The organism is Pseudoalteromonas tetraodonis, from assembly GCF_002310835.1.
GTDB classification, from domain to species: Bacteria; Pseudomonadota; Gammaproteobacteria; order Enterobacterales; family Alteromonadaceae; genus Pseudoalteromonas; species Pseudoalteromonas tetraodonis.
Window position 1 is genome coordinate 2,971,935 of the sequence record NZ_CP011041.1, and the last position, 26,285, is coordinate 2,998,219.

At 40.8% G+C, this 26,285-nt stretch carries 26 protein-coding genes; 15 read left to right on the plus strand and 11 right to left on the minus strand.

The features are described from left to right. Window positions 1-263: 263 nt before the first annotated feature. Window positions 264-809, minus strand: coding sequence for a 1,6-anhydro-N-acetylmuramyl-L-alanine amidase AmpD (ampD, locus tag PTET_RS13860; RefSeq protein WP_096038782.1), 546 nt, complete (start codon window positions 807-809; stop codon window positions 264-266). A gap of 404 nt (window positions 810-1,213) precedes the next feature. On the opposite strand from ampD, the gene nadC reads away from it, so the two are divergent. The 7 genes from nadC (at window position 1,214) to yacG (ending at window position 8,158) form a co-directional block, all read left to right on the plus strand. Then, window positions 1,214-2,059 (plus strand): carboxylating nicotinate-nucleotide diphosphorylase, encoded by an 846-nt coding sequence (nadC, locus tag PTET_RS13865; protein WP_096038783.1) that lies wholly within the window; start codon window positions 1,214-1,216, stop codon window positions 2,057-2,059. Between the two features lie 520 nt (window positions 2,060-2,579). Then, a complete protein-coding gene (locus PTET_RS13870) occupies window positions 2,580-3,017 on the plus strand; it encodes a pilin (RefSeq protein WP_407681291.1) in 438 nt (145 codons plus the stop codon). A gap of 46 nt (window positions 3,018-3,063) precedes the next feature. Then, the gene (locus PTET_RS13875) at window positions 3,064-4,284 is read left to right on the plus strand and encodes a type II secretion system F family protein (protein ID WP_096038785.1); all 1,221 of its coding nucleotides are present in this window, start codon (window positions 3,064-3,066) and stop codon (window positions 4,282-4,284) included. A gap of 224 nt (window positions 4,285-4,508) precedes the next feature. Beyond that, entirely contained in the window at window positions 4,509-5,420 is a 912-nt protein-coding gene (locus PTET_RS13880) for a prepilin peptidase (RefSeq protein ID WP_096038786.1), read from the plus strand. 2 nt (window positions 5,421-5,422) lie between these two features. Next, the gene (gene coaE, locus PTET_RS13885; protein WP_096038787.1) at window positions 5,423-6,052 is read left to right on the plus strand and encodes a dephospho-CoA kinase; all 630 of its coding nucleotides are present in this window, start codon (window positions 5,423-5,425) and stop codon (window positions 6,050-6,052) included. Between the two features lie 133 nt (window positions 6,053-6,185). Further along, the gene (gene pilB, locus PTET_RS13890) at window positions 6,186-7,862 is read left to right on the plus strand and encodes a type IV-A pilus assembly ATPase PilB (protein ID WP_096038788.1); all 1,677 of its coding nucleotides are present in this window, start codon (window positions 6,186-6,188) and stop codon (window positions 7,860-7,862) included. A 65-nt stretch (window positions 7,863-7,927) separates the two neighbouring features. Beyond that, window positions 7,928-8,158 carry a DNA gyrase inhibitor YacG gene (gene yacG / locus PTET_RS13895; RefSeq protein ID WP_008466423.1) on the plus strand — a complete coding sequence of 77 codons (231 nt, stop codon included), beginning with the start codon at window positions 7,928-7,930 and terminating at the stop codon, window positions 8,156-8,158. A gap of 342 nt (window positions 8,159-8,500) precedes the next feature. Here the strand turns inward: yacG and PTET_RS13900 are convergent, their stop codons facing one another. Next, window positions 8,501-8,965: a periplasmic heavy metal sensor gene (locus tag PTET_RS13900; protein WP_008114914.1), complete on the minus strand. Its 465-nt coding sequence runs from the start codon at window positions 8,963-8,965 to the stop codon at window positions 8,501-8,503. A gap of 167 nt (window positions 8,966-9,132) precedes the next feature. Here PTET_RS13900 and PTET_RS13905 point away from each other — a divergent pair, with 167 nt between their 5' ends. From PTET_RS13905 to PTET_RS13915, 3 genes are read left to right on the plus strand one after another with little or no spacing between them, the layout of a single operon-like run. Then, window positions 9,133-9,822, plus strand: a complete 690-nt coding sequence (locus PTET_RS13905; protein ID WP_008114913.1) for a response regulator transcription factor — start codon at window positions 9,133-9,135, stop codon at window positions 9,820-9,822. Beyond that, window positions 9,800-11,227 carry an ATP-binding protein gene (locus tag PTET_RS13910; protein ID WP_096038789.1) on the plus strand — a complete coding sequence of 476 codons (1,428 nt, stop codon included), beginning with the start codon at window positions 9,800-9,802 and terminating at the stop codon, window positions 11,225-11,227. Before PTET_RS13905 ends, PTET_RS13910 begins: the two co-directional genes overlap by 23 nt. After that, window positions 11,217-12,161 carry an alpha/beta fold hydrolase gene (locus tag PTET_RS13915; protein ID WP_096038790.1) on the plus strand — a complete coding sequence of 315 codons (945 nt, stop codon included), beginning with the start codon at window positions 11,217-11,219 and terminating at the stop codon, window positions 12,159-12,161. The genes PTET_RS13910 and PTET_RS13915 overlap by 11 nt, the downstream gene beginning before the upstream one ends. On the opposite strand, the gene PTET_RS13920 is transcribed toward PTET_RS13915, so the two are convergent. Beyond that, window positions 12,158-12,988 carry a cation diffusion facilitator family transporter gene (locus PTET_RS13920; protein WP_096038927.1) on the minus strand — a complete coding sequence of 277 codons (831 nt, stop codon included), beginning with the start codon at window positions 12,986-12,988 and terminating at the stop codon, window positions 12,158-12,160. The genes PTET_RS13915 and PTET_RS13920 overlap by 4 nt on opposite strands. Window positions 12,989-13,144: 156 nt before the next feature. Between PTET_RS13920 and trmL the strand changes: the two genes are divergently transcribed. Continuing rightward, the gene (gene trmL, locus PTET_RS13925) at window positions 13,145-13,609 is read left to right on the plus strand and encodes a tRNA (uridine(34)/cytosine(34)/5-carboxymethylaminomethyluridine(34)-2'-O)-methyltransferase TrmL (RefSeq protein ID WP_013465943.1); all 465 of its coding nucleotides are present in this window, start codon (window positions 13,145-13,147) and stop codon (window positions 13,607-13,609) included. A 66-nt stretch (window positions 13,610-13,675) separates the two neighbouring features. Here the strand turns inward: trmL and gpsA are convergent, their stop codons facing one another. Genes gpsA through PTET_RS13945 form a run of 4 tightly spaced genes read right to left on the minus strand, consistent with a single transcriptional unit; the run spans window position 13,676 to window position 15,935 of the window. Then, window positions 13,676-14,683 carry an NAD(P)H-dependent glycerol-3-phosphate dehydrogenase gene (gene gpsA, locus PTET_RS13930; RefSeq protein WP_013465944.1) on the minus strand — a complete coding sequence of 336 codons (1,008 nt, stop codon included), beginning with the start codon at window positions 14,681-14,683 and terminating at the stop codon, window positions 13,676-13,678. Between the two features lie 3 nt (window positions 14,684-14,686). After that, window positions 14,687-15,175: a protein-export chaperone SecB gene (gene secB / locus PTET_RS13935; protein WP_013465945.1), complete on the minus strand. Its 489-nt coding sequence runs from the start codon at window positions 15,173-15,175 to the stop codon at window positions 14,687-14,689. Between the two features lie 38 nt (window positions 15,176-15,213). Next, on the minus strand, window positions 15,214-15,471 hold the full coding sequence (grxC, locus tag PTET_RS13940) for a glutaredoxin 3 (protein ID WP_016899746.1): 258 nt from the start codon (window positions 15,469-15,471) through the stop codon (window positions 15,214-15,216). Window positions 15,472-15,503: 32 nt separating this feature from the next. Further along, window positions 15,504-15,935, minus strand: a complete 432-nt coding sequence (locus tag PTET_RS13945) for a rhodanese-like domain-containing protein (RefSeq protein WP_013465947.1) — start codon at window positions 15,933-15,935, stop codon at window positions 15,504-15,506. A gap of 447 nt (window positions 15,936-16,382) precedes the next feature. On the opposite strand from PTET_RS13945, the gene gpmM reads away from it, so the two are divergent. From gpmM to PTET_RS13965, 4 genes are all read left to right on the plus strand, one after another. Then, on the plus strand, window positions 16,383-17,927 hold the full coding sequence (gene gpmM, locus PTET_RS13950; RefSeq protein WP_013465949.1) for a 2,3-bisphosphoglycerate-independent phosphoglycerate mutase: 1,545 nt from the start codon (window positions 16,383-16,385) through the stop codon (window positions 17,925-17,927). 3 nt (window positions 17,928-17,930) lie between these two features. Continuing rightward, window positions 17,931-19,070 carry a murein hydrolase activator EnvC family protein gene (locus PTET_RS13955; RefSeq protein ID WP_013465950.1) on the plus strand — a complete coding sequence of 380 codons (1,140 nt, stop codon included), beginning with the start codon at window positions 17,931-17,933 and terminating at the stop codon, window positions 19,068-19,070. Between the two features lie 33 nt (window positions 19,071-19,103). Then, a complete protein-coding gene (locus tag PTET_RS13960; RefSeq protein ID WP_013465951.1) occupies window positions 19,104-20,369 on the plus strand; it encodes a S41 family peptidase in 1,266 nt (421 codons plus the stop codon). A gap of 67 nt (window positions 20,370-20,436) precedes the next feature. After that, window positions 20,437-21,189: a divergent polysaccharide deacetylase family protein gene (locus PTET_RS13965; protein ID WP_013465952.1), complete on the plus strand. Its 753-nt coding sequence runs from the start codon at window positions 20,437-20,439 to the stop codon at window positions 21,187-21,189. A gap of 58 nt (window positions 21,190-21,247) precedes the next feature. Here the strand turns inward: PTET_RS13965 and PTET_RS13970 are convergent, their stop codons facing one another. The 4 genes from PTET_RS13970 to ftsE form a co-directional block, all read right to left on the minus strand. Beyond that, the gene (locus PTET_RS13970) at window positions 21,248-23,119 is read right to left on the minus strand and encodes a methyl-accepting chemotaxis protein (RefSeq protein WP_041695807.1); all 1,872 of its coding nucleotides are present in this window, start codon (window positions 23,117-23,119) and stop codon (window positions 21,248-21,250) included. Between the two features lie 327 nt (window positions 23,120-23,446). After that, window positions 23,447-24,310 carry an RNA polymerase sigma factor RpoH gene (gene rpoH / locus PTET_RS13975; RefSeq protein ID WP_013465954.1) on the minus strand — a complete coding sequence of 288 codons (864 nt, stop codon included), beginning with the start codon at window positions 24,308-24,310 and terminating at the stop codon, window positions 23,447-23,449. Window positions 24,311-24,552: 242 nt separating this feature from the next. Next, window positions 24,553-25,539, minus strand: a complete 987-nt coding sequence (gene ftsX, locus PTET_RS13980; RefSeq protein WP_013465955.1) for a permease-like cell division protein FtsX — start codon at window positions 25,537-25,539, stop codon at window positions 24,553-24,555. After that, window positions 25,536-26,213: a cell division ATP-binding protein FtsE gene (gene ftsE, locus PTET_RS13985; protein ID WP_013465956.1), complete on the minus strand. Its 678-nt coding sequence runs from the start codon at window positions 26,211-26,213 to the stop codon at window positions 25,536-25,538. Before ftsE ends, ftsX begins: the two co-directional genes overlap by 4 nt. Window positions 26,214-26,285 lie beyond the last annotated feature (72 nt).

Consider the following 26,285-nt stretch of genomic DNA (forward strand, 5'->3'; position numbering starts at 1 on the left):
CTGTTGACCTTTGCGGATTATAATTTGTTCAAACTAGGGGCGATTTAATCGCGGCGCGAGGTTTGTAACCTAGTGGGCTAAGTCAAAACCGAGCAACAAAGAGTAAATCGTCCCTAGGCAGAACCCGAAGGGCAGCGCCTGTTTGGCATTGATACTACGTTATCGCCTATTTATGGGGAATAACCACACCACATAGGCGCTGCCTTGCCTAAATACCAAACAGACTGCTGCAAATTTAACCTTGAAAGGTCAACAGACCCTAGTTATTCAATTAGGTTGAAAAACTTACGCCAGTTAAAACTCGCTCCAGGGTCGGTTTTTCGCCCAGGGGCTATATCGCAATGCCCAACTATATTACTGGCTGTTATTTTTGGATAGCGCTGCATAATAGCCTGCGCCAATGCAGCTAAACTTTGATATTGCGCATCGGTATAGTTAATTGTATCTGTGCCTTCAAGCTCTATACCTATACTAAAATCATTACAATTTTGTTGCCCAGCAAAGCAGGAGTGCCCCGCATGCCATGCGCGTTTTTCAAAAGGCACATACTGTATAACTTCGCCGCAGCGCTTAATAAAACAATGCGCTGACACCTTAAGCCCCTCTAGGTCACTAAAGCTAGGGTGCGCATTACAATCAATACACCCCATAAATAAGTCATCAACGTAAGAAGTGTTAAATTGCCCAGCGGGTAATGAAATATTATGAATAACCAACAGCGAAATATCGTAGTGAGCAGGTCGCTCATCAAAGTGGCTACACGCCCGCTGGCTAATATTATTTATAACGCCTAAAGAATCTATTTTCATACTATTTATTTAAAACTTATGTAGCCTAGAACCTAATACCTAATACCTAATACCGACGCGGAATAAATCCGCTGCTACATGTGCGCGGCGTAAAGCCCCGCCTACACTCAACACAAACACCGTGCTTGGCTTAATCTCTGCCTAAACCTAGAACCTTTATTTTATAAACCCGCTGCCCGCATCCCGCTGCCCGTAGCTCGCAGCGCTCAGGTTAATCAACCAAAATTGATGTATATCAAGATGCTAATAGATTTAATCCCATAAAGATAGCGTAATACTAAACGATAAAATATGATTAACGCGTTATTTAAGCGCTGGCTTTTTAGTTTAGTTGTTAGCCGCTTCTAATTAGTAATTAAACAGAGTAAAATTTAGTTAATTTATTATCTACTATGAGCTTTTTCATGTCTATTTCGCACACCCTAATTAGCCAACTTGTTACTTTAGCACTGGATGAAGACCTAAATTATCAAAGCGCAGAACAAGGCGATATTACCGCGCAGCTCATTCCTCAAGCAGAGCAAGCCAATGCGAAAGTGATCACCCGTGAAGACTGCATTTTTTGTGGTAAAGATCTAATCATTGAGGTGTTCAAACAAGTCGACCCAAGCGTGGTTGTAAACATATGCGTTAACGATGGCGACTTTGTTAGTGCCAATAGCACTCTGTTCACCGCATCAGGCTCTGCTCGCGCTATTTTAACGGCTGAACGAACTGCACTTAATTTTGTACAAACGCTTTCTGGCACAGCCACCACCACTGCGCACTATGTAAAAGAGTTAAGTGGCACTAGCACGCAACTGCTCGATACCCGTAAAACTATTCCAGGACTTAGAGCGCTACAAAAGTATGCAGTTAAGTGTGGTGGCGGTGCAAACCACCGAATTGGTTTGTTTGATGCGTTTTTAATTAAAGAAAACCACATAGCAGCCTGTGGAGGAATTAATAACGCAGTTACTCAAGCTAAGCTAAATCATGCCGATAAACCGATAGAGGTTGAAGTTGAATCGTTTGATGAGCTAGAGCAAGCCATTAACGCAGGCGCCGACATTATTATGTTAGATAATTTTAATCCAGAGCAAATACGCCAAGCAGTTAGCATTACAAATAAGCGCGCTAAGTTAGAAGTATCAGGCAATATGACCTTGGAAATACTAAAAGCCTACTCGCAAGCTGGTGTGGACTTTATCTCAAGTGGTGCGCTTACAAAAAATTTACAATCAATCGATTTATCGATGCGATTTGAGTAAACAATGTAGAATTTATTTATATATTCTTAAGCTAATTGATTGACAGCTTTTAAAAAAGGGCATTAAATAATTCAAAAGGATTATTTGTAACAAGTTATTAAATTAATGCGTTTTTTATAGTGTTTTTACATACAAAAGCGCAATAAACAGTGTTAGACTCATTCATATTGACTAGTTTTAAATTTTTAATTAGTTAAAAAGAGTGGAAAAGCATTTATAAGCGACAGAGTAAAAATAAGCGACAGGGTTTATTTTTATAATTAGCTTGTAACTTACGCGGGTTATAACTAACTTTTAATAGTTAGGTTTATACTCAAATAAGGGACGAGTAACGAATAACCGCCATGCAGTGCGTGTCTTTGCGACGAATATTTTACCGCTTATACACAGCACTAAATTTGGTAAAATGATCTTATTTTTTTGTAGTAACAGGTTAAGTGAACACATAAGTTATATTTAAAAACTTATACCCGTTTGGCTTACCACAACATTATCCTTTAGGAGAGGAAACATGCAAACAATGACACAACAAAACCAAAAGGGTTTCACCCTAATTGAATTAATGATCGTAGTAGCAATAATCGGTATTCTTGCAGCGGTAGCGCTGCCTGCATATCAAGATTACACACTGAAAGCACGTTTTGCAGAAGTAAAAACATCAGCTGCTTCTGTTAAAACAACTATGGCACAGTGCTTACAGGAAAATAACAATATTATAGCTGCTTGTAATACTTTCACAGAATTAGGCATAGCAGCTCCTGCAGCAAATGATAATTTAGCATCTGTAGCCATTGCAGCCACTGGTGTAATAACTGCTACAGGCACAGCAAGTGCTGGTGGTTATACATACACACTGACTCCACCTGTAATTGCGGCTGGTGATCCACCTCCATCAACTTTTGTATTTGCTGTAGGTGGCACATGCTCATCTCAAACAAGAATACCTAACCTTTGTTAATAATAAGTTTATAAAGGGCTATTTAGCCCTTTTTATTTGATGAACTATGAAAAAAACAAATAAGCTAGATACATTTCAATGGATAGGTGTAAGCGCAAGAGGTAAACGTCTTGAAGGAGAGCTAGCGGGTTCTAGCATAGCCTTGGTGAAAGCCCAATTACGTAAACAAGGTATTACTCCCTCAAAAGTCAAACGAAAAGCAAAACCTTTGTTTGGCCTACAAAGCGTGCAAAAAATCACCCCAAAAGATATTGCTATAGTTACTCGACAAATAGCTACTATGCTTATGGCGGGTGTGCCGTTGATACAATCCATAGAAATGATAGGTTCTGGTTCCACCAACAAAAGTGTGAGTAAATTAATGGCCGTTATTGGTGATGAAGTGAAAGCTGGTCAACCATTATCAATGGCACTCAGAAAACATCCCCGTTATTTTGATGATTTATATTGCGATTTAGTAGCATCAGGCGAGCAGTCGGGCTCGCTTGATAAAATATTTGATCGCGTTGCGCTTTATAAAGAAAAGTCAGAAGCGCTAAAATCAAAAATTAAAAAAGCCATGTTTTATCCAGCAGCAGTTTTAGTTGTGGCATTCATTGTTACCTCTATTTTGTTAATTTTTGTAGTACCGCAATTTCAGGATATTTTTGCAGGTTTTGGTGCAGAACTGCCTGCTTTTACTTTATTTGTGATTGGTATTTCAGAATTTATGCAAGCCAACTGGTGGATAGCCCTAATTGGCGTTGTGGCATTCGGTTATATATTTAAAGAAGTACATTTAAGAAGTTTAAAACTGCGTGATGCCACTGACCGCGCCATACTTAAACTCCCGGTTATTGGCATGATACTTAATAAAGCAGCGGTGGCGCGTTATGCACGTACTTTATCGACCACCTTTGCTGCGGGTGTACCATTGGTGGATGCTTTGGATTCTGCAGCAGGTGCCTCTGGTAACGCAATTTACCGGTATGCTATTTTAGAAATAAAAGCCGAGGTAAGCTCAGGCAATCAAATGAACTGGGCGATGCGTAATTCAAAAATATTCCCAGATATGGTAATACAAATGGTTGCCATTGGTGAAGAGTCAGGTTCGCTTGATGGCATGCTCGCAAAAGTAGCAACTATCTACGAGCAAGAAGTAGATGACGCGGTAGATGGCTTATCAAGCCTATTAGAGCCGTTAATAATGGCAGTACTCGGCGTACTAGTCGGTGGCTTAATTGTGGCCATGTACTTACCTATTTTCCAACTAGGTTCTGTTATTTAGCTTCGAGCTTCGAGTTTCTAGGCCCGTTACCCGAAGCCCGTTGCCCGCAACTAAAGTGCGCGGCATAAAGCCCCGCCTACAAAACAATTAAAACGCGGTGGTTCCCCACAACTCGTCGCCCGTTGCCCGAACCTCAAACCTAACACCTTGAACCTCGAACCTAATTTTGCACTTATGTAAAACCACTGTATTATCAACACAGAATTTAGTTTTAGGTAAGATAAATGCATACTTTTTTTATTGATATCACCGCCGCAATGCAAAGCCATTTATGGTTTTACTTAACCACGATTGGCCTAGTGAGTTTATGTATTGGTAGCTTTTTAAATGTGGTGATTTATCGCTTGCCACTAATGATGCAAAAAGAATGGCAAACTGAATGCCGCTTATTATTAGCCGATGAACTAACCAGCCCAAAGGCTAAACAGACCACCTCACAAACTACTGACACGTTTAACTTAGTTAAACCCAACTCATGTTGCCCAAAGTGCAAAGCGGCGATTAAACCGTGGCAAAATATTCCCATTATTAGTTGGTTATTTTTAAAAGGTAAATGCGCAACCTGTAACAACCCAATATCAGTACGTTACCCAATCGTTGAAGCCATTACTGCTATTTTAAGTTTAGTGGTTGCCTACACCTTTGGCGCTACAGAGCAGGCTTTATTATACATAGTAGTTACTTGGGCGTTGGTAGCACTGACTTTTATTGATATTGATCACATGCTACTGCCGGACCAGCTTACTTTGCCACTTTTATGGTTAGCGTTAATCGCCTCAGTTATGGGTTATACCATTGCCCCTAGCGATGCCATTATTGGCGCAGCATGTGGCTATTTAAGCTTATGGAGTGTGTTTTGGTTGTTTAAATTAATAACCGGCAAAGAAGGCATGGGCTATGGCGACTTTAAATTACTGGCGGTGTTTGGAGCCATACTGGGTTGGCAATCGTTATTGACCATTATTTTGCTCTCAAGCGTAGTTGGCGCTGTAATTGGCATTGCTCTACTGAGTATTCAAGGTAAAGACAAAGCAACCCCCATTCCTTTTGGTCCTTACTTAGCAATAGCCGGTTGGTTCACTATGCTATGGGGCACGCAACTGCAAAACAGCTATTTTAATTTTATTGGCTACTAACTATGAGCAATACACAACATCATAAAAATAACTGGGTATTGGGACTAACTGGCGGGATTGGCTGTGGTAAAACCGCCGTAAGCAATATGTTGGCAGAACTAGGTATTACTATTGTGGATGCTGATATAGTGGCTCGCCAAGTGGTTGAACCCGGCACTGATGGCCTAAAAGCGATTATTGCGCATTTTGGCAATGATATACTCGATGAACATGGCGCTTTAAATCGCAGCACGCTAAGAGCGCGCATTTTTAGTAACCCTGAGCAAAAAACATGGCTCAATGCCCTGCTGCACCCATTAATACGCACTCAGCTTATTATTGATTTAAAAAACGCGCAAAGCGACTACGTGGTGTTAGTTGCCCCACTATTATTTGAAAATGGGCTTGATGGCTACTGTCATCGTACTTTGCTAATAGATGTTCCCAAAGAGGTGCAAATTGCACGTACTACACAGCGCGACAAAATAAGCATTGAACAAGCAGAGCAAATTATTGACGCGCAAATGTCTCGAGAGCATAAACAACAAAAAGCGGATGATATTTTAAATAATAACCGCGACCTAAGCGATGTAAAACAAGACTTACTTAAACTGCATAATTATTATTTACAGCAAGCTAAGTCTACAATATAAATAAATTAACCCAATCACAGCGCAATAAACTGATATTTTTATCAGTAAAAATCGCTTGGATTGGTACGATTAATGTATTCCTTTCTTTTTTCTGATAAATTGCTGACTAAAGAAGGATTAAATCAGGTGCGCAATGAATATTAACTCACCGTTATTAAGAAAATTTATTACCCTCGGCCGGGTTGATACTGATACCGTAAAAACACGGCAGCAAGATTTTGCGTCAACTGCAGAGCTTATCTCTAAATGTGGAAAAATAGACAGTAAAGATTTAGCTGAGCAATGCATTGATTTATTTAGAGTGCCTTTTTTTGATTTAAAAGATTTTAATGTTGCACAAATATCAGCTGAGCTGGTTAAAGAAAAACTGATCCGCAAACACCATATTTTGCCTTTGGTACAAAAAGGCAGAAAAGTGTATATTGCCGCCTCAGATCCTACCGATTATGGTGCCTTCGAAAACTTTGAATTTAGCACGGGTTTATCGTGCGAAGTAGTTGTGGTTGACTACGTCCAGCTCGATAACAAAATTGAGCAATTACTCGATGCCACTGGCAGTTTAAATTTAAGTGAAGACGAATTTAAAGAGTTCGCTGAACTCGATTCTGAGCAGCACAAAGAACACACTCCTAAAGACGATGACAAAGACGACGCCCCGATTATTGTCTACATTAATAAAATTTTAATGGATGCAATAAAAAAAGGCGCCTCAGATTTACACTTTGAACCTTATGAACACAAATACCGTATTCGCTTTCGTATTGATGGTATTTTGCACGAAGTAGCCAGTCCGCCAAATACTTTAGCCAGTAAATTATCAGCGCGAATAAAAGTAATGTCGCGACTGGATATTGCAGAAAAGCGTAAACCACAAGATGGCCGTATTAAGCTTAAGGTAACAGAGCGTAAAAGCATTGATTTTCGTGTTAGTACCATGCCAACTTTGTGGGGCGAAAAAATTGTAATGCGTATTCTTGATTCATCCAGTGCCATGCTAGGTATTGATGTATTAGGCTATGAACCCGAGCAGAAAAAACTATACCTCGATGCACTTGAGCAACCGCAAGGAATGATTTTGGTTACAGGCCCAACCGGTTCAGGTAAAACGGTTTCTTTGTATACGGGCTTAAATATACTAAATCAGCCGGAGCGGAATATTAGTACCGCCGAAGATCCGGTAGAAATTAACCTCGAAGGGGTTAACCAAGTACAAATAAATACTAAAGCAGATATGACTTTTGCTAATGCACTGCGGGCGTTTTTACGTCAAGATCCCGATGTGGTGATGGTGGGTGAAATACGTGATTTAGAAACTGCAGAAATATCAATTAAAGCGGCGCAAACAGGTCACTTGGTGCTCTCAACACTGCATACCAATTCAGCGCCAGAAACGATTACTCGTTTGTTAAATATGGGTGTACCCGCGTATAATGTGGCCAGTTCTATTAGTTTAATTATAGCTCAGCGTTTAGCCCGAAGGTTATGCTCTAAATGTAAAACACCAGAGCAGTTACCTCGCGAAGAGCTTATACGCCAAGGCTTTAGTGAACAACAAATTCAAGACATGGTTTTATACGCACCTAAAGGCTGTGAAAACTGTACCGATGGCTACAAAGGCCGTGTTGGTATTTACGAAGTAATGAAAATTACGCCTGAAATTGCCCAAATTATAATGCGCGGCGGTAACTCATTAGAAATTGCTGAGGTATCACTTAAAGCAGGGTTTAATAACATACGCTTATCAGGTCTTCGAAAAGCCGCAGAGGGTGTGACCTCACTTGCTGAGATAAACCGTGTCACTAGTTTTTAAATAAAGTGCTTAGTTGCTTAACAATAAATTGAGCGGCTAAGCCTATGTTAATTTGAGAGTAAATTATGCCAACTATGGTTAACTGCCCAAACTGCAAAGCACAAGTAGAATGGTCAGCACAAAGTCCGCACCGCCCTTTTTGTTCAAAGCGTTGCCAACTTATTGATTTAGGTGAATGGTCGTTTGAAAATAATAAAATTTCCGCGCCGATTACAGCTGCAGATGAGTTCAATCAAGACATGATTGAAGACATTGAAGCAATGATGGCAAAAAACGAAGATGACTTTTTTAAGTGATTTTTAAAGGTTCGAGGTTCGAGGTTCGAGGTTCGAGGTTCGAGGTTCGAGAAATTTAAAAACCTTGCAGTTAACATAGCAAGGTTTTTTATACCTGTAGCAGCGGGTTTACCCCGCGTCAGTATTAGGTTTTAGGTCATTTATCTACCACAGAGGTGCAGAGCACACAGAGAAAGTGACAATAAATGATCTTCTCTCTGTGGAGCGCAAAGCGCCTCTGCTCCCTCTGTGGTTCAAAATATTCTGTAGATACAAGGCGGGGCTTCGGGCGACGAGTTTCGATCAGCGGGCTTCGGGTTGCGGACCTCGCCCCTCGCACCTCGCCCCTCGCACCTCGCCCTATTACCTGCGGCGCTGCTGTATTTTAGCTAACTTTTCTTTTTGCTCAGCGTTAAGCAGTTGCATTACTTGATGCTGGGTTTTCAATTTAATTAATCCCAATTGCTGCTTCTTATCTTGGCGTGCGGTTAATAACTCTTTCGCTGCATTTTCGTCAAAGTTTGGCGCTGACAATAACGCATCCATCTGCGCTTTATAAGCTTGGCGCTGTGCCTTACGCGCGTCTTTATTTTGGCTTCTTAGTGCTTTAATTTGCGTTTTTTGCGCTGTAAAAATCGCTTTTAGTTGTGTTTGTTGATCTTCAGTAAGCGCCAGTTTATCTGCAGCTCGCTCAGAGAGTAAAAAGCGTGCTTGAGAGTGCCCTTGTTTATGGCCATCACCTTTTGCAAGTGCGCTGCCCGCACTGAGCGTTGCTGCTGTTAAGCCACATATAAGTACTAATTTTGATAGCGTGTTTATCTTAGTCATAATCATCACCTTAATATTGAGTTGGTTGTTGGCTGCTAGCCAGTGTGTTCACTATAACCGGCTCAATGCAAAGTAACGCAAAGCAGTGTAAAGGTTATGTAAAGACTAACTTTTAGTACATTAAACGCGTAAAATAAAACCATAAAACAGCGCGTAAGGCTTAATGTATGAAACTATTAATGATTGATGATGACACCGGTTTATGTGAGCTATTAAGCGAGTATCTGAGCGCACAAGGCTTTAGCATACAAACCGCACATGATGGCCAACAAGGCTTAGAGCTTGCTTTACAAAACAATTACGCGCTTATATTACTTGATGTTATGTTGCCCTCTATAGATGGCTTTGAAGTACTCAAACAACTCAGGCAAAGTAAATTAACGCCGGTGATTATGTTGACCGCTAAAGGTGAAGACTTTGACCGTATTTTTGGTTTAGAGCTCGGCGCTGATGACTATATTCCAAAACCGTTTAACCACCGCGAACTCCTTGCCCGCGTTAAAGCTATTACTCGCCGTATTGAACACATTAATAGTGTAAGCAATAACAATAATAAAAAGCTCTCTTTAAACGGTATTACTATTAACTTTGCCACGCGTGAAGCCAGTGTAAATAACACCACACTCACGCTTACGGGTACCGAATACGAAATATTGGCTTTATTAGTAAAACACGCCCCTGATGTTATAAGCAAAGAGCAAATAAGCGAAGAGGTACTAGGACGGCGTTTAGCGTCATTTGATCGCTCTATTGATATGCATGTGAGTAATATTCGTAAAAAAATAGCCGAGCATATCGCGGGGGAAAAAATTAAAACTATTCGAGGGACGGGTTATGTCTTTATCCAAGGAGAGTAAATTAACGCGTTTTAGCTGGTTAAGACACCCTCGACATTATTTGTTTTTTAAAGTCTTTGCTTGGTTTTGGCTAACGATCATTGGCACTTTTACTGCGCTATTTTTCTTAAGTAATATTTCGCTGATCAATGCTATTAGCCATGACCCCCTAAAAGGGCCCATGCAAAAAAATCTAGAACACTTGGCTCGAGGTATCGAACGTAGTGCACATAAACACAAGCGATCTATTCATGACATTATTACTCACCCGCGTTTGAGTAAGCGCAAGTTACTTTATTTAAATTCACTAAGTAGTGATGAGTTTTTGATCAGTAAAAAAGTTGAGAATAATATTGATTTTAGCTTACTGAACTTTAGTGAAGGCATGCCACCTCAAATTATTTTTACTGAATATTACCAAGCTTTTGGCCCTGTGCGCATTCGAGTACCTGAAGGCGAATTTGAGTTATATGAAATCGATATAAATCAACAGCGACCGCTCTTTATTCGCTTAAGATTGTTGCCAGTTTGGTTAAAAATTTCTATCGCCATTATCGCCTCACTTACATTAAGCTTTTTATTTAGTCGTAACTTAATTGCCCCTATAAATAGCTTAAAACAAGCCGCAACTAGGCTCTCAAATGGCGATTTAAGTGCGCGCGCGGCAATAAATAGTCAACGAAAAGATGAGCTTGGAGTTTTAGGACGCGATTTTAACCGTATGGCTGTTCAATTAGAGCAACTACTTAGCGCTCAAAAGCGTTTACTTGCCGATATATCCCATGAATTGCGCTCCCCACTAACACGCTTAAAAATGGCCACAGGGCTGGCGCAAATGCAAGCGAGTGAGGCCAGCCAATCGTATTTATTGCGTATTGAAAAAGAAGCAAATCAACTTGATAAAATGATAGCCGATGTATTGCAGGTATCGCGCTTAGAAGCCAATAGCCAACCTTTATCACTGCAAGCGCAGTCGTTACAAGTTATTGTTGACCATGTGATTAACGATGCTCAGTTTGAAGCAAAACAGCACAATAAAACGCTGCATATTCAAGGTGATGCTGAGGTAAATATAGAGTGCGACGAAATGCTGATTGCCAGTGCTCTAGAAAATATTTTACGTAATGCAATTAAATACGCACAACATACTATTAGCATCACCTTAAAACACAGTGATATCATCACTATACAAATATGTGATGACGGCCCTGGCGTTCCCACAGCGCAACTTGATAAACTATGTGAGCCATTTTTTAGGCAATCAGACGCCCGCGACCGAGTCAGCGGCGGCACTGGGCTGGGTTTAGCCATTGCAAAAAATGCGGTGATTGCCCACGGCGGAAATTTAGCTTTATCAAATAAGGACGCTGGCGGGTTATGCGTTGAGATAAGCTTACCAATACAAAAGAGAGACCATGTTCTATAGCAATGAAAGCGAGCTTAAAAGTAACCTGCCTGCCATTAATGAGTTTTATACTAATACACTCAAAAAAGCCTATTTAAGCACGGCTGCCGGTAAATTATTTTATGCTTACGCTAAGCCTAAACAGGCTCACACTGCCATTGTTATTAGTTCTGGGCGCATTGAAGGACTCGATAAATACAAAGAGCTGCTTTGGGAGCTTTATTGTAATAATTTTGCTGTTTTTATTGTTGATCACCAAGGCCAAGGGCGCTCTTATCGGTTATTAAAAAACCCCCATAAAGGCTATGTCAAACAATTTGAAGATTACAGTCACGATCTCAATCAATTTAATCTTGAGGTGGTAAAGCAGCATTGGCAAGGTAAAAAACTACTGCTTAGCCATTCAATGGGCGGCGCTATTGCGTTTGATTACTTAGCACGTTACTCACATGACTTTAGTGGGGCGTTTTTATCTGCGCCCATGTTTGATATTCATACCAAAGGAATACCAAAACCCGTAGCACAGTTTATCGCCGCCAGTGCGTCATTATTAGGGTTCTCAGGGTGTTATGCGTTAGGACAAAGCGATTATACACCTGAAGAGTTTGCGCTTAACACTTTAACCAGTAGTCAAATACGCTATGATCAATTTAGGGCAACTTATCAGCAAACGCCACTATTACAATTAGGCGGTGTTACCTATGGCTGGCTGCATACTGTTTTTTCATTTATTAAAGCGCTCGATAAACTATCCATAACAACCCCGTTATTTATAGCCAGCGCAGAAAATGACGAAGTGGTTGATAACCAAGCTCAGCATAAGCTTGCAAGCCGACATAAAAACACCCTAATAAAGCAGTTTAAAGGGGCTAAGCACGAGCTGTTTTTTGAGCGGGACGAAATTCGCCAACCATTGCTAACAAGCCTTTATAAATTTTGTGATTCAATAGGTTAACTACTAAGCGACAGCGGATCTAGGTGAATCAAAATATCAACTTCAGATTCAAATTGCTGAGTGATCATCAGCTCCACTTCATCTGCCACTTTATGGGCACGAATAAGCGGTAAATTGTCATCAAGCTCTAAATGCAGTTGAATAAACTTAACTTTACCGCCCTGTCGAGTGCGAATACCGTGCACCCCATAAACATCATTATGGTTACGCGCTATTTCAAAAATACTTTGCTTTTCTTCATCGGGTAGCTCTTTGTCCATTAAATGCGAGGCACTTTCGGTTGCTATATCCCAACTGTTATACAATAAATAACCTGCCACACCGATAGCAAACAATGGGTCGGCATACAGTACGCCATAATAGGCGAGTAAAATAGCAAGCAATACCGCCGCATTTAAAATTAAATCGCCCTTGTAGTGAACGGAGTCGGCTTTTATAGCGATTGATTCTGTGTGCTTCACGACTTTATTTTGCACAAATACAATTACCAAAGTACAAGCAATGGCAAAAATACTCACCCATACACCTAATAATGAGTGCGAAAGCTCTACTGGGTTTATTAATCGCTCGATACCGTGAAACATTAATAAACAGCCCGAGCCCGCAATAAATGCGGCTTGGCCTAACCCTGCAAGCGCCTCCGCTTTACCGTGACCAAACCGGTGGTCATCATCCGCAGGACGCAGTGCATACGATAAAACTAAAAAGCTCATTAGCGTCGCGGTAATATCCATTAATGAATCAGTGAGTGAGCCAAGCATCGACGCCGAACCCGACGCAAGCCACGCCCATGCTTTGGTCGCAATCATTAGGCTGACCATAATCATGGTCACTATACTGGAGGCCTTGACCCAAAATTCATAACTGCGATTATGCACGTATCTTTCCGTTGTAAGCTGTATTTAATGTTTTCAGTATATCATTTTTTATTCATTGTTCGTGTATACTGACCCCGTCAAATTAAAGATTTTATAGGGCTTATTGTGCTGGATATTGTTTTATACCAACCTGAAATTCCGCCTAACACCGGGAATATCATTCGTTTATGTGCCAATACTGGCTATTCATTGCATTTAATTGAACCGTTAGGGTTTGAGTGGGATGACAAACGTGTAAAACGCGCTGGACTTGACTATCACGAATTTAGCCATGTACAACGCCATGCCTCATTTGATGCTTACTTAGAAAAGTGCCAACCTAAAAAAGTGTATGCTTGCACCACTAAAGGTAGCCAATTTCATCACCAAGCACAGTATGAAGCGGGTGATTGCTTAGTATTCGGACCAGAAACCCGAGGCTTACCTGATGACATGATTCAAGCACTGCCAAACGAGCAACGCGTGCGTATACCTATGCAAGCCGATAGTCGCAGTATGAATCTGTCTAATGCAGTAGCTGTGTTTGTGTATGAATCTTGGCGCCAGCTTGGCTTTGTAAACGCGCAGTAATTATTTACCAATAATAAAAAACCGACATTATGTCGGTTTTTTAATTTTTAAAGAATAGTGAAGTATTTATTCTGACTTTTGTTCACGACCTAATAACGCCATAGCAGCTGCTTTCATGTCTTTATTTTCATAGAGTACTTTGTATATTTGCTCGGTAATTGGCATTTCCACACCAGCGCGTTGAGCTAGTAAGTACACTTCTTTGGTATTTCTAAAGCCTTCAACTACTTGGCCGATTGATGCAATGGCATCATCAACACTCTCACCTTTGCCTAAGGCTAAACCAAAACGGCGATTGCGCGATTGGTTATCGGTACAGGTCAGAATTAAATCACCTAACCCGGCCATACCCATAAAGGTTTCAGGTTTTGCACCTAGTGCACACCCTAAACGCGACAACTCTGCTAAACCACGAGTAATAAGCGCGGTACGAGCATTTGCACCAAACCCCACTCCATCAGAAATTCCCGCACCAATGGCAATCACGTTTTTAACCGCACCACCTAGCTGTATACCAATAAAATCATCATTGTTATACACCCTAAACGAGCGCCCGCAATGCAATAAATCGGCTATTTGTTTAGCAAATGCCGATGATGTTGATGACACCGAAATTGCAGTTGGTGATCCCATCGCCATTTCTTTGGCAAAGGTTGGCCCTGAAAGCACCGCTAATGGCACCTCTTCACCTAGCTCTTGCACTGCTACTTCTTGTAACAAACGCCCAGTATTTGGCTCTAGTCCTTTGGTGGCCCATGCTATTTTTGCATTTGGGCGCAAAGCAGGTTTGATTTGCTTTAATGTGTCAGCAAATGCGTGGCTTGGCACAACAACCAAAACAATATCGCTACTTTGCGTTGCACGCTGTAAATCTGCTTCAAGGATTAAGGTGTCAGGAAAAGGAATATCAGGTAAGTAACGTTGATTTTTTCGCTCAGCTGCAAGCGTCGCAACGTCTTGGCTATTGCGTCCCCATAAAGTCACTTTGTGACCATTTCGGGCTAAACAAATAGCAAGGGCGGTGCCATACGACCCCGCCCCTAAAACAGTAACAGCTGATGTGGCTGTATTCATAAATTAAGCGTCTGCTGTAGCCTGCTCAGCTTGCGCTGTGCGTTGCTGCATGTACTGTGCAAATAATGCGTCAAAGTTAACTGGCGCAAGATTAAGTTGTGGGAACGTACCACGATTTACTAAGTTAGATACCGCTTCACGTGCATACGGGAATAACACGTTAGGGCAAAATGCACCTAGCATGTGCGCTAATTGCATTTCTTCAACGTCAGCAATCGTAAAGATACCTGCTTGTTGAATTTCACATAAAAACGCAGTTTCTTCACCGATAGATGCCGTTACAGTTAGTGCAAGCACTACTTCGTAAACACCTTCATCAAGTTTGTTAGAGCGTGTATCTAAATCTAATTTTACTTCTGGAGCCCACTCTTTTTGAAAAATAGCTGGCGAATTTGGCGTTTCAAACGATACATCTTTAGTGTAAATACGTTGGATAGTAAACTGTGCACCTGCATCAGCTTCTGCTGCTGCGTTTTGATTTTGTTCGTTCATTGTTATTCCTAACCTGTTATTTATTATAATTAATTAAATTAAGCACTGAGCTTAGCATCAAGGTGACCTTGCGCTTCTAGTGCCATCATGTCGTCACAGCCACCGATGTGTTCATCGTTGATAAAAATTTGTGGAACCGTGCTTGCGCCACCGGCTTTGGCGATCATTTCATCGCGAAGCTCTGGCTGAACGCCAATATCAATATTTGTGTATTTTACACCTTTACTGTCTAACAGCGCTAATGCGCGATGACAAAAAGGACAATATCCTTTGGTGTATAAAACAACGTTACTCATAATTAATCCTTAATCGGTTTAGCTAAGAGATATTAGCGACCGCTTGTTGTTGGCAGACTTGCTGATTGCCACGCACCCATACCGCCAGATAAAACATAAACTTGTTCATAGCCTGCTTTATGCATTGCGGTTGCAACACCTGAGGCAGTCATGCCTGCAGCACATACCACTATAATGGGTTTGCTCTTATACTTTTCAAGGGTTGAGAAATCAGATTCTTTAGCTTTTTCTGGGTTTAAGTGCACAGCACCGGCAATATGGCCGGTTTTAAACTCTTTTTGCCCACGCATATCAACAACCTGGCCGTCTTCGCGGTTAATAAGTAACGTTAACTGCTGAGGATTGATTTGACGAATTGCTGAAAATTTACTTTTTATTGCGCCACTAATAATAAGAAACGCAATCGCAACCCAAGCTAGGCTTAGAATTGGATGGTTTGAGACAAATTCAATATATTGATCCATTCGACTTCCACTATAAAGTTACATACTAAAACGGATGTTTTAGATATTTTAAATTCTTACCAATTGCACTTGCACAATGAGCAGTTACTCATCAGCAAATCAATAGAGCGCTGTTAGGCTACTCTGAATTTTCACCTACAAGATAGGCTTAACTTACCCCACAACCCTATTCAATACTTGAATAAAATAGAGATTAGCCGCGCAAGTATACCCAAATCAGCTAAAAATGCGAGTTTAAGCACGCTTGAAAGCCACAATGCCCTGCTCTTTTTAACTGAAAAATAACCTAGCCCTTTAAAGTTTTCAATTTAGCCAATCCTAATTGAAAATTTTTAATATCTTCTTTTCATTGCTGATCCTAGCTATAAAACGCGGTATGCTAAGACTTGGCATGTTGGCATTAATGTTAGCGTGTATTTTAGCAACGCTAATTTTTCAGGAGTGACTATGACAGAGCATAAAAAACCACTGGTATTAATGATTTTAGATGGCTGGGGATACAGAGAAGATGAGCAAAGCAATGCTATTTTAGCTGCTAACACTCCTGTATTAGATGAGCTTTGGGCCACACGTCCTCATACATTAATTTCAGCATCGGGTTTAGATGTCGGCCTTCCTGATGGCCAAATGGGTAATTCTGAGGTGGGCCATGTTAATTTAGGCGCAGGCCGTATTGTGTATCAAGATTTTACCCGTATCACCAAAGCCATTGATGATGGCGAATTTGATACAACCCCTGCACTTGTTGAAAACATTGATAAAGCCGTTCATGCCAACAAAGCTGTACACATTATGGGACTGTTAAGTCCAGGTGGCGTGCATAGCCACGAAGATCATATTGTTGCCAGTATACAACTGGCTGCAAAACGCGGCGCTAAAGAGGTGTACTTTCATGCCTTTTTAGATGGACGCGATACACCACCGCGTAGTGCTAAAGCGTCTATTGAGCGTATTGAAGCCTTATTTAGCGAACTTAAATGTGGCCGTTTAGCCTCACTAATTGGCCGTTATTATGCCATGGACAGAGACAACCGCTGGAATCGTGTTGAAAAAGCCTATAATTTAATCACCTTAGGTGAAGGCGATTTTGATTATGAAGAAGGCGTAAGTGCACTAAATGCCGCTTATGAGCGCGATGAAAATGACGAATTTGTAGCAGCCAGCACGATCACTCCTAAAGGCAGCGAATCTGTAAAAGTAAATGATGGCGACACCATTATATTTGCAAACTTTAGAGCAGACCGCGCACGCGAAATAACCCGCGCCTTTGTAGAACCGGGCTTTGACGGCTTTAATAAGAAAAAATCGCCTGAGCTTAGCGGCTTTGTGATGATGACTGAATACGCAGCCGATATAGATGCGCCTGTTGCTTTTGGCCCCACGCCGCTTAATAACGTGCTTGGCGAATGGTTTGAAAAACAAGGTAAAACTCAACTGCGTATTTCTGAAACTGAAAAATATGCTCATGTTACCTTTTTCTTCAGTGGTGGACGAGAAGATGAGTTTGACGGCGAAACCCGTGAACTTATTCCATCACCTCAGGTTGCAACATATGATTTGCAGCCAGAAATGAACTCAAAAATGCTTACCGATAAGCTAGTAGAAGCAATAAAAAGTGGAAAATACGATGCCATTATTTGTAACTACCCTAATGGCGACATGGTCGGTCATTCAGGTGTATTTGAGGCTGCAGTTAAAGCCTGTGAGGCAGTAGATAACTGTATTGGCCGTGTAGTGGATGCATTGAAAGAATATGGCGGCGAAGCACTTATTACCGCCGATCATGGCAATGCAGAGCAAATGGCAAACCTTAAAACAGGCCAAGCGCACACAGCACATACCAGTGAGCCCGTGCCGTTTATTTATGTAGGTCGCGATGCACAAGCTTATTCAGGCAAAGCCTTGAGCGATGTTGCCCCAACCATGCTGCATTTAATGGGATTAGAGCAACCTGCAGAAATGACAGGGTCGCCAATTATGGTGTTGAAATAACCTATGAAAAAAAGCGCATACCGCGTCATTGCGTGTATCTGTGTACTGCATTCATTAGTCACTGGCGTTGCCGTGGCTAATGAAGATCGTACTAAAAAAGACCTATCCCAAGTTCAAGTGGCTTTAGAGCAAAGCCAAGCTGAATATCAACAACAGCAAAAAGAAATAGCTAAACAGCAGCAAAAGCTAAAAGCACATGAACTCGCTATAGCGAAAAACGCTAAAGCACTCAATATGGCTGAGCAATCCGTTAAAAAAACACAACAACAGCAAGCAGAGCAACAACAACGCGCGGTAAAGCTTGAAAAACAACAAGCCCAATTTAAGCGTGTGTTAGCAGCACAGTTAAAAAGTGCTTATATGGCAGGTAGTGATGACTATTCAAAAATGCTGCTTAACCAAGAAGATACCGCTAAATTTGAACGTACGCTTAGCTATTACAACTACTTAAATAAAGCCCGCATAAAGCAGCTTGATGAACTTAAAGCGCTGCAAATAGAAATTGCGAAAAACCAAGCTGAGCTTGAAAAAACAAAAGAAAAGTTAGTTGCTTTATTTGATGAACAAAAAAGGCGACAAGCAGCGCTTCTTGACGCTAAAAATGAGCGCCAAGCCAGCCTAAAAAATCTAAAAAAGCAGTTAAATAAAACAAAAAATTCAATTAGTTACTTAGAAGAGAACGAACAAACGCTGATCGCAACTATTAAAGAACTTGAAGAAGAAAAAACCACAAAAATTGAGCTATTGGGCCTAAATAAAAATAAAGGAAGATTAAGCTGGCCGAGTAAAGGCAAACTAACGCACAAGTTTGGCCAACGTAAGCACGGCGGAATTAACTGGAAAGGCGTGTTAATTTCTGCTGCAGAGGGCACTTCAGTAAATAGCATTCATAACGGTCAGGTGGTATTTGCAGATTGGTTAAAAGGTTACGGCTGGGTGATTGTTGTGGACCACGGAGAAGGCTTTATGAGCTTATACGGGCATGCACAAACCTTACTCAAAGATGTGGGTGATATGGTCAGAGAGGGTGAAAGTGTTGCTTTAGTTGGGCAAAGCGGTGGACAAGCCGATTCTGGTCTATACTTTGAAATACGCCACAAAGGGCGTGCTGTTAATCCCATAAAATGGTGCAGACGTATTTAATCTTAAAATAACTGCATCCTAGTAGAGGCAGTTATGATAAACACACACATTTGCCAAAAAAAAGTATCGCAAACAAAACCAATGTTTTGGTTTTGTTTGCAGGTATTTTTTTTATTGGCACTTTTTGGCTTTATAAATAATGCTCATGCCAGTTCGGTCAAAGATTTAGAAAGCCAAAAAATAAATGAAATACTGTTTAATATTCATACCTACTACGTTGATGATTTAGCACTGCATAACAGTGAATACATTGAATACAACACCTCTCAATTTGAACGCTTATACTCTAAACTCGATCCCTACTCTAAATATTTAGATAAAAATGAGCTAAATGCGTTATTTGATAATACCAATGGTCGCTATACTGGCTTAGGCATTGAGGTCAAAAATATTGAGCAGCGCACCACGATTGTTAAAGTAATTAATAATTCGCCTGCTAAACAAGTCGGCCTGCGAGCTGGCGATATTATTACAGCAGTTAATAATCAGCAGATTAAAAATAGCCCTATTGATATAGTCGCGCAGCAAATTAAAGACAGCCCCAACAATAAAGTACAACTAAGTATTATCCGAAATAATAATCTAAAACCGCTCATATTTAACCTCAGCAGAAAACAAATAAAACTGGCCAGTGTAACTAAGCAACTACTTGATGCGGGTAGCGGTTATATTGCTATAAATACCTTTTCAAACCACACCTTGCATGAAGTTGCCTTACAAATAGCCGCTATGCAAAACCATTACGGCCACGCATTAAAAGGCTTAATTATTGATTTACGAGACAACCCTGGCGGGACTTTAAAAAGCGCGGTTGCTGTGGCAGATCTCTTTTTACAAGATGGTCTAATAGTAACAACCAAAGGACGTTTTTATGATTCTAATCAGTCGTTTTACGCTAAACGCGGCGATATTTTAAAAGGCGCACCTATTGTCGTACTGATTAACGAAAACTCAGCCTCTGCAGCAGAAATACTGGCTGCAGCACTAAAAGAAAATATGCGTGCAAAAATAGTGGGGAGTCAGTCATTTGGCAAAGGGTCGGTACAATCACTCATTCCATTAGGCGATGGTGATACCGCCTTAAAACTAACTACCGCACGCTACTTTACGCCATCAGGTGAATCGATTGAAGGTATTGGCGTGACCCCGAATGTGGCGATTAATCAAACAACGCTTCCACAAACAAATAAAGCCGTTATAATAAAAAATGAACAATTAGAACAAAACACCGTTTTTAGCACTGAAGATTTAGCCGATATCCAGTTAACTAAGGCAAAACAGCTACTCAACATGCACTAAATTCGGTAAATTATTTTAAACACGACAAAGATAATAAAAATTATAAAACGTGAAAACTATAAATTTAATGGTGTTAGCTGGGCTGTTTTTAGCCTTATTTGCAACATCGAGTGCTGTTAAAGCCAAGCAAATAGCCATAGTGATCGATGACATAGGTTATCATCAACGTGATTTAGAATTCCTGAGTTTACCTGGGCAGTTGTCCTATTCAATATTGCCCCACACCCCCTATTCTCAAATATTTGCAACCCTTGCTAGTCAGTCAAATAAAGAGCTCCTGTTGCATGTTCCTATGCAGGCTTTAAATGGTAAAAAACTCGGGCCTGGTGCGCTCACTTTAAATATGGATAAAGCACAACTTCAACAAACGCTCGGGAATGCGCTGGCCAGTTTACCGCAAGTTAAAGGAGTTAATAACCATATGGGCTCTGCGCTGACTCAACAAAGCCAAGCAATGAAATGGACCATGGAAGTACTCAAAAAACGCCAGCTGTATTTTCTTGATAGCCGTACAACTGAATTAAGCCAAGCTCAGAATGCAGCCAACTTTTTGGGAGTGGAAAACATTAGCCGACATGTATTTTTAGACAATATAACGACCACAGAGCAACTACAATTAAGGTTAGAAGAGCTAAAATCAAAAGCAACTAAGTATCAGTTTGCCATTGCAATAGCGCATCCCTATCCCGAAACCATCGATTTTTTACGCCACGCTTTGCCGCAATTAAGTGAGCAAGGATTTGAACTGGTGCCAGTATCGCAACTGGTCGAACGTAAATATGTACAAATAGCTCAGCAAGAAGCTATTTCATTAAACTGATGGGGTAAGTAAACCCCCTAACCCATCAGTTAATTTAACTCACTTATGCGCATTATATTTATAAAATAAATGTTGCTACTTTGGCATTTAAATCTGTAGCTCTGTCTTTTAATACTTCAGCTTGGCTTAAATGCGCAGTGGCTGAGGTAGTAATTTCATCGGTTACATCTTTAATGGCGACCGTATTTCTAGTAATTTCATTAGTCACTTGCGTTTGCTCTTCTGCTGCAACCGCTATTTGACCCGCCATATCAGAAATTTCATTCACTGCTAAGGTGATTTCCTCTAGTGCATGAGCTGCTGCATTAACATCATCCACACTATTGTTAGCATACCCCTTACTGCTGTCCATCAAGCTCACTGCTTTTTTGGTCGTATTTTGTAAGGTTTCTATGGTGGTGTAAATTTCTGCTGTGGAGTTTTGCGTTCTTCTTGATAGTACACGCACCTCATCGGCAACCACTGCAAAGCCACGCCCTTGTTCACCAGCACGGGCAGCCTCTATTGCGGCATTGAGTGCTAAGAGATTTGTTTGCTCAGCAATTTCTTGAATGGTAGTCAAAATACTCGATATAGCCTGAGCATGTAAGCTTAGTTCGCCAATGACGGTGGTTGTTTGGTCTATTTCACCCGCAAGTGAATTAATCGTATTTCTGGTTTTATCAACTAACAGCTTACCTTCACGGCTACTTTGCGCTGACTGCTGTGATGCCGTCGCGGTATTTTCGGCATTAGCAGCAATCTCATGGGTTGCACTCGCCATTTCTGTGACCGCAGTGGCAACCATCGCCACTTCTTGCTGCTGACGCTGCAACTCACTGACACTGTTTTGATTGGTGATTAAGCTTTTCTCTGCATCAAAATCTAAATCAGTAGCTAACTGGCGAATATGGCTTATAAGCTCATGCTGGCTGCTTACAAAGCGATTAAAACTATCAGCCAGTACCCCAACTTCATCTTGTGTATCAACACTAATACGCTGGGTCAAATCACCGTTACCATCAGCAATTGTTGATAACGCTTGTGATACTCGGCTTAACGGCGCAAGTAACACACTTAATAACCATGAAATAGCCAACACGCTCAACAAAAGTGCCACACTGACTAATACGAGTTGAGTTACTAATAAACTAATTAGCGGTGCCTCTAAGGTTTCTTTATCCAGTACAAATAGCAACTGCCAATCGGTATTATTTATATTTTCACCCCAAACAAGCTTCTCTCGGCCTTCATCTTTAAAATAAAGGGGAGTAAATTCACCGTTTTGACTATTAGATAAAATGAATTGGTGATTTATTTTCGAGTCAATATGCGTAATATCTGCCATTACTTTTTTAGTGTCTTTATAGGCAATCACAGTGCCATCTTGATGCATCATGATGGCATAGCCATTTGCCGGTAAAGACATAGTATTAACATCATTAACCAAAGACTCAATCGATAAATCACCCGCTACCACGCCACTTTGTGTGGTTTTAGCAATAGAAACAACCAACTGATTAAACGCAGTATCTAAATAAGGTTTGGTAATTACGGTGCCATTTTTCAGCTGTGCTTGTTTGTACCATGGACGAGTGCGCGGGTCGTAGCCGGTTCGATCAATACTTGGATCAGAGTCAGTCATTTTCCCGATACTATCTCCAAAGTAAGTTAATTGAAAACCACCAGACACTTGAGCTTGCTGTAATGCGCTGAGCGTATTGCCCTCAACCTTACTCGCAACTGACTCTACGATCTGCTGACGACTAGCTAGCCAATCTTCAATACTCGCAGCTTGTTGCTTACCAGACTGACTTACATTATCAATACTGCTTTTTAACAGTAACGCTTTTTGAGAGGTGTAGCTATTCCACGATAGCAATACAATAATAACGGCTAGGGCAAGAACCACCGATAGCAAGATCTTTTTCTTTAGTGAATATGAGTTCATATTGAGTGTAAATACTCGCGTTAAATGAAATTGAAAGGCAATAAGCACAGCAATTAATAATTTAATTTAGGCTACGGTTTGAACGACAAGTCGCTCAGGTGCGCGAATATTTTCATATACCCAAATTAAAAACAAACTAAAATCATGTATTTAAATTAAAACCAAACTTATTCATTAACTTTAACTAGGGTATATTTAATTAAAAGATATACAGATGTGACTAGAGGTAAGCAAAATAAGAAAAACGATACTTTTTGTTAACCTCTTTTTTTAACTAAAAAAAAGCCCCGCATTTTCATGCAGGGCTTTATAACTTTTTAAGTGCGATTAACTCATCGCACTTTGTAATTTTTTCATTGCTGTTTTTTCCAGCTGGCGAACACGCTCTGCTGATACGCTGTATTTTTCAGCCAACTCTTGCAGTGTTGCTTTATCATCTGACAACCAGCGTGCGCTAACGATATCTTGAGAACGCTCATCGAGGGTTTTCAAAGCGCTAAATAATCGCGTATGCGACTGCTCTTGCCATTGTTGCTGCTCAATATCATCGGCTAAGTCAGCAGAACCATCGGTTAAGTATTGTACCGGTGAGTAAGTACTGGTTGGCGCATCGTCGTTATCGTCGCCCGTTAAGTCAAAGCCCATGTCTTGGCCGCTCATACGCGATTCCATTTCACGCACTTCTTTTTCACTCACACCTAGCTCGCTCGCTACTGTGCTAACTTCGGCTTGATTAAACCAGCCTAAACGTTTTTTGTTTTTACGAAGATTAAAAAACAGTTTACGTTGCGCTTTGGTTGTCGCAACTTTTACGATACGCCAGTTTTTAAGCACAAACTCATGAATTTCGGCTTTGATCCAATGAACCGCAAATGAAACCAAACGTACACCCACTGATGGGTCAAAACGTTTTACTGCCTTCATCAGTCCAATGTTACCCTCTTGAATTAAATCAGCTTGGGGTAACCCGTAACCCGAGTAGCTTTTAGCTATGTGCGCTACAAAGCGCAAATGCGACATAATGAGTTGCTTTGCAGCACTAAGATCGCCTTCTTCCTGAAGTTTTTTTGCAAGTTCCTGCTCTTGCTCAACTTTAAGCATAGGAATAGTACTAACAGCCTGAAGATAGCCATCCATACTTGCGCTTTGTTGCCCAACTGTAAGTGCCATTGCGTATAAATCTTTACTCATTTTTCACCTCGGTGATAAACATTTGAAACCATCTTAGCACTCTTTTAGTAAGAGTGCTAACTTGAATTTAAAACTTTTTTGAATCATAAATCAAGTGGTTTTTTTAGTGTTAAGTCAGTCTACACTAGGCGACTGAATAACCTATGAATTGGTTTAGCCAAAGCAAAGATTAATCTTTTTGCTTTGGCTTTTTTATAATTTTAAACTTAAAACATGACAGTTTTAAGAATTATATTAGGGCCCTAAACCTTATCGGGTTCTATTTCTGAGATGTAACGGTTAACCGATAAGTAAGAACCAATAAAGCCTAAGCTAGTGGCCAATAATACCAACGCGCCAAATTCATTAAGGCTAAGCCCTATTAGCGTAAAGCTGGTTTGATATACCCCTGCAACACTGCTTACCGCAGCAGATAGCCACCACATCATTAATGCTACGCAAATAAAAGCAAACAATCCGCCAATCACGCCATACCAAATGCCAGTCCATAAAAAGGGGGCATGAATAAAGGTATTAGTTGCCCCTACGAGCTTCATTACTTGTATTTCTTCTTTTTTATCCATAATGGATAAACGAATTGTATTGCCAATTATCAGTGTCACTGAGGTCAGTAATAGTAGCGCTATGGTGATCACACTTTCCTTTAATAAGCTCAGCAATGCATTTAGACGTTCAAGCCAAGCAATATCAAGCTTACCAAAGTCGACCTCTCGCTCGCTTTCAAGTTTTTTTAGTAATTGCTTAGCCGCATTAGGTTGGCTATGTCGCTGGGTTGGTGTAACTAAAACCACATTCGGTAATGGGTTACTATCTAGGTATTCTAAAGCCTGACCAAACCCAGACATTTCTTTGAATTCATCCAAAGCCTCAGTGCGAGAAATAAAAGTCACACTTTGTATTTCAGGATATAGCGCTAAGCGTTTAACTAAAGTTTGCGTTTCTTGCTCACTCATATCCTCTTTTACAAACAAGGATATTTCGCTGGCTTGCTCAAAACCACTGCTCACTTGCTGCACATTTTTAACCACTAAGTATAACGTTGCGGGCAACGTTAAACTCAAACCCAGTACAGCAATGGTCATCATAGAGGCCAATGGCGTGCGCCACATTTCCCCAAGACTGTACACACCTTGGCGAAAAATATTAATAATGAAAAAGTAACCGCCAGAGAATACGGATTTTTTTTGTTTATCATTACTATTTTGACGGCTTTTGAACAGTAAACTCATAATACACCCTCAGCCAGTGGATCTTGGCTCATCCGCCCATCATGAAGCGTTAAGCTACGATACTTCATTCGTGATACTAACCCCAAATCATGGGTGGCAATTAAAACCGTGGTGCCATGCTTATTAAAATCTTCGAACAGGCGTAATATTTCCATCGATAACTCAGGATCAAGATTACCGGTAGGTTCATCAGCTAATAGTATAGGAGGAGAATTAACAATGGCTCGTGCAATCCCTACACGTTGCTGCTCACCGCCAGAGAGTGTGGAGGGATGACAGCGTACTTTATCTAACAAGCCCACTTTATCGAGCGCACCATGCACACGCTTGGCAATTTGCTTGTGGTGAGTCCCTTCAATAATTAAGGGCAAAGCAACGTTATCGAACACCGTGTATCGTTCTAATAGACGATGATTTTGAAAAATAATACCAATGTCGCGGCGTGCATACGGAATTTGTCGTGAATTTAACTTATTTAAATCCACGCCATTGATAAACACATTGCCCGCAGAAGGGCGTTCCATCAAGCTAATAAGCTTTAAAAGTGTACTTTTACCGGCACCACTGTGGCCCGTTAAAAAAGCCAGTTCGCCTGGTTTTATATGAAAACTCACTTTTTCAAGCGCGCGATGCCCACCGGCATAGGTTTTACTTACTTGCTGAAAATTTATCATTTTTTTATTATGCCAACCTCATTAAACGTCCTAACGCAATTGGTATTCCTTGCAATTAAAAAGGGAGCAGGC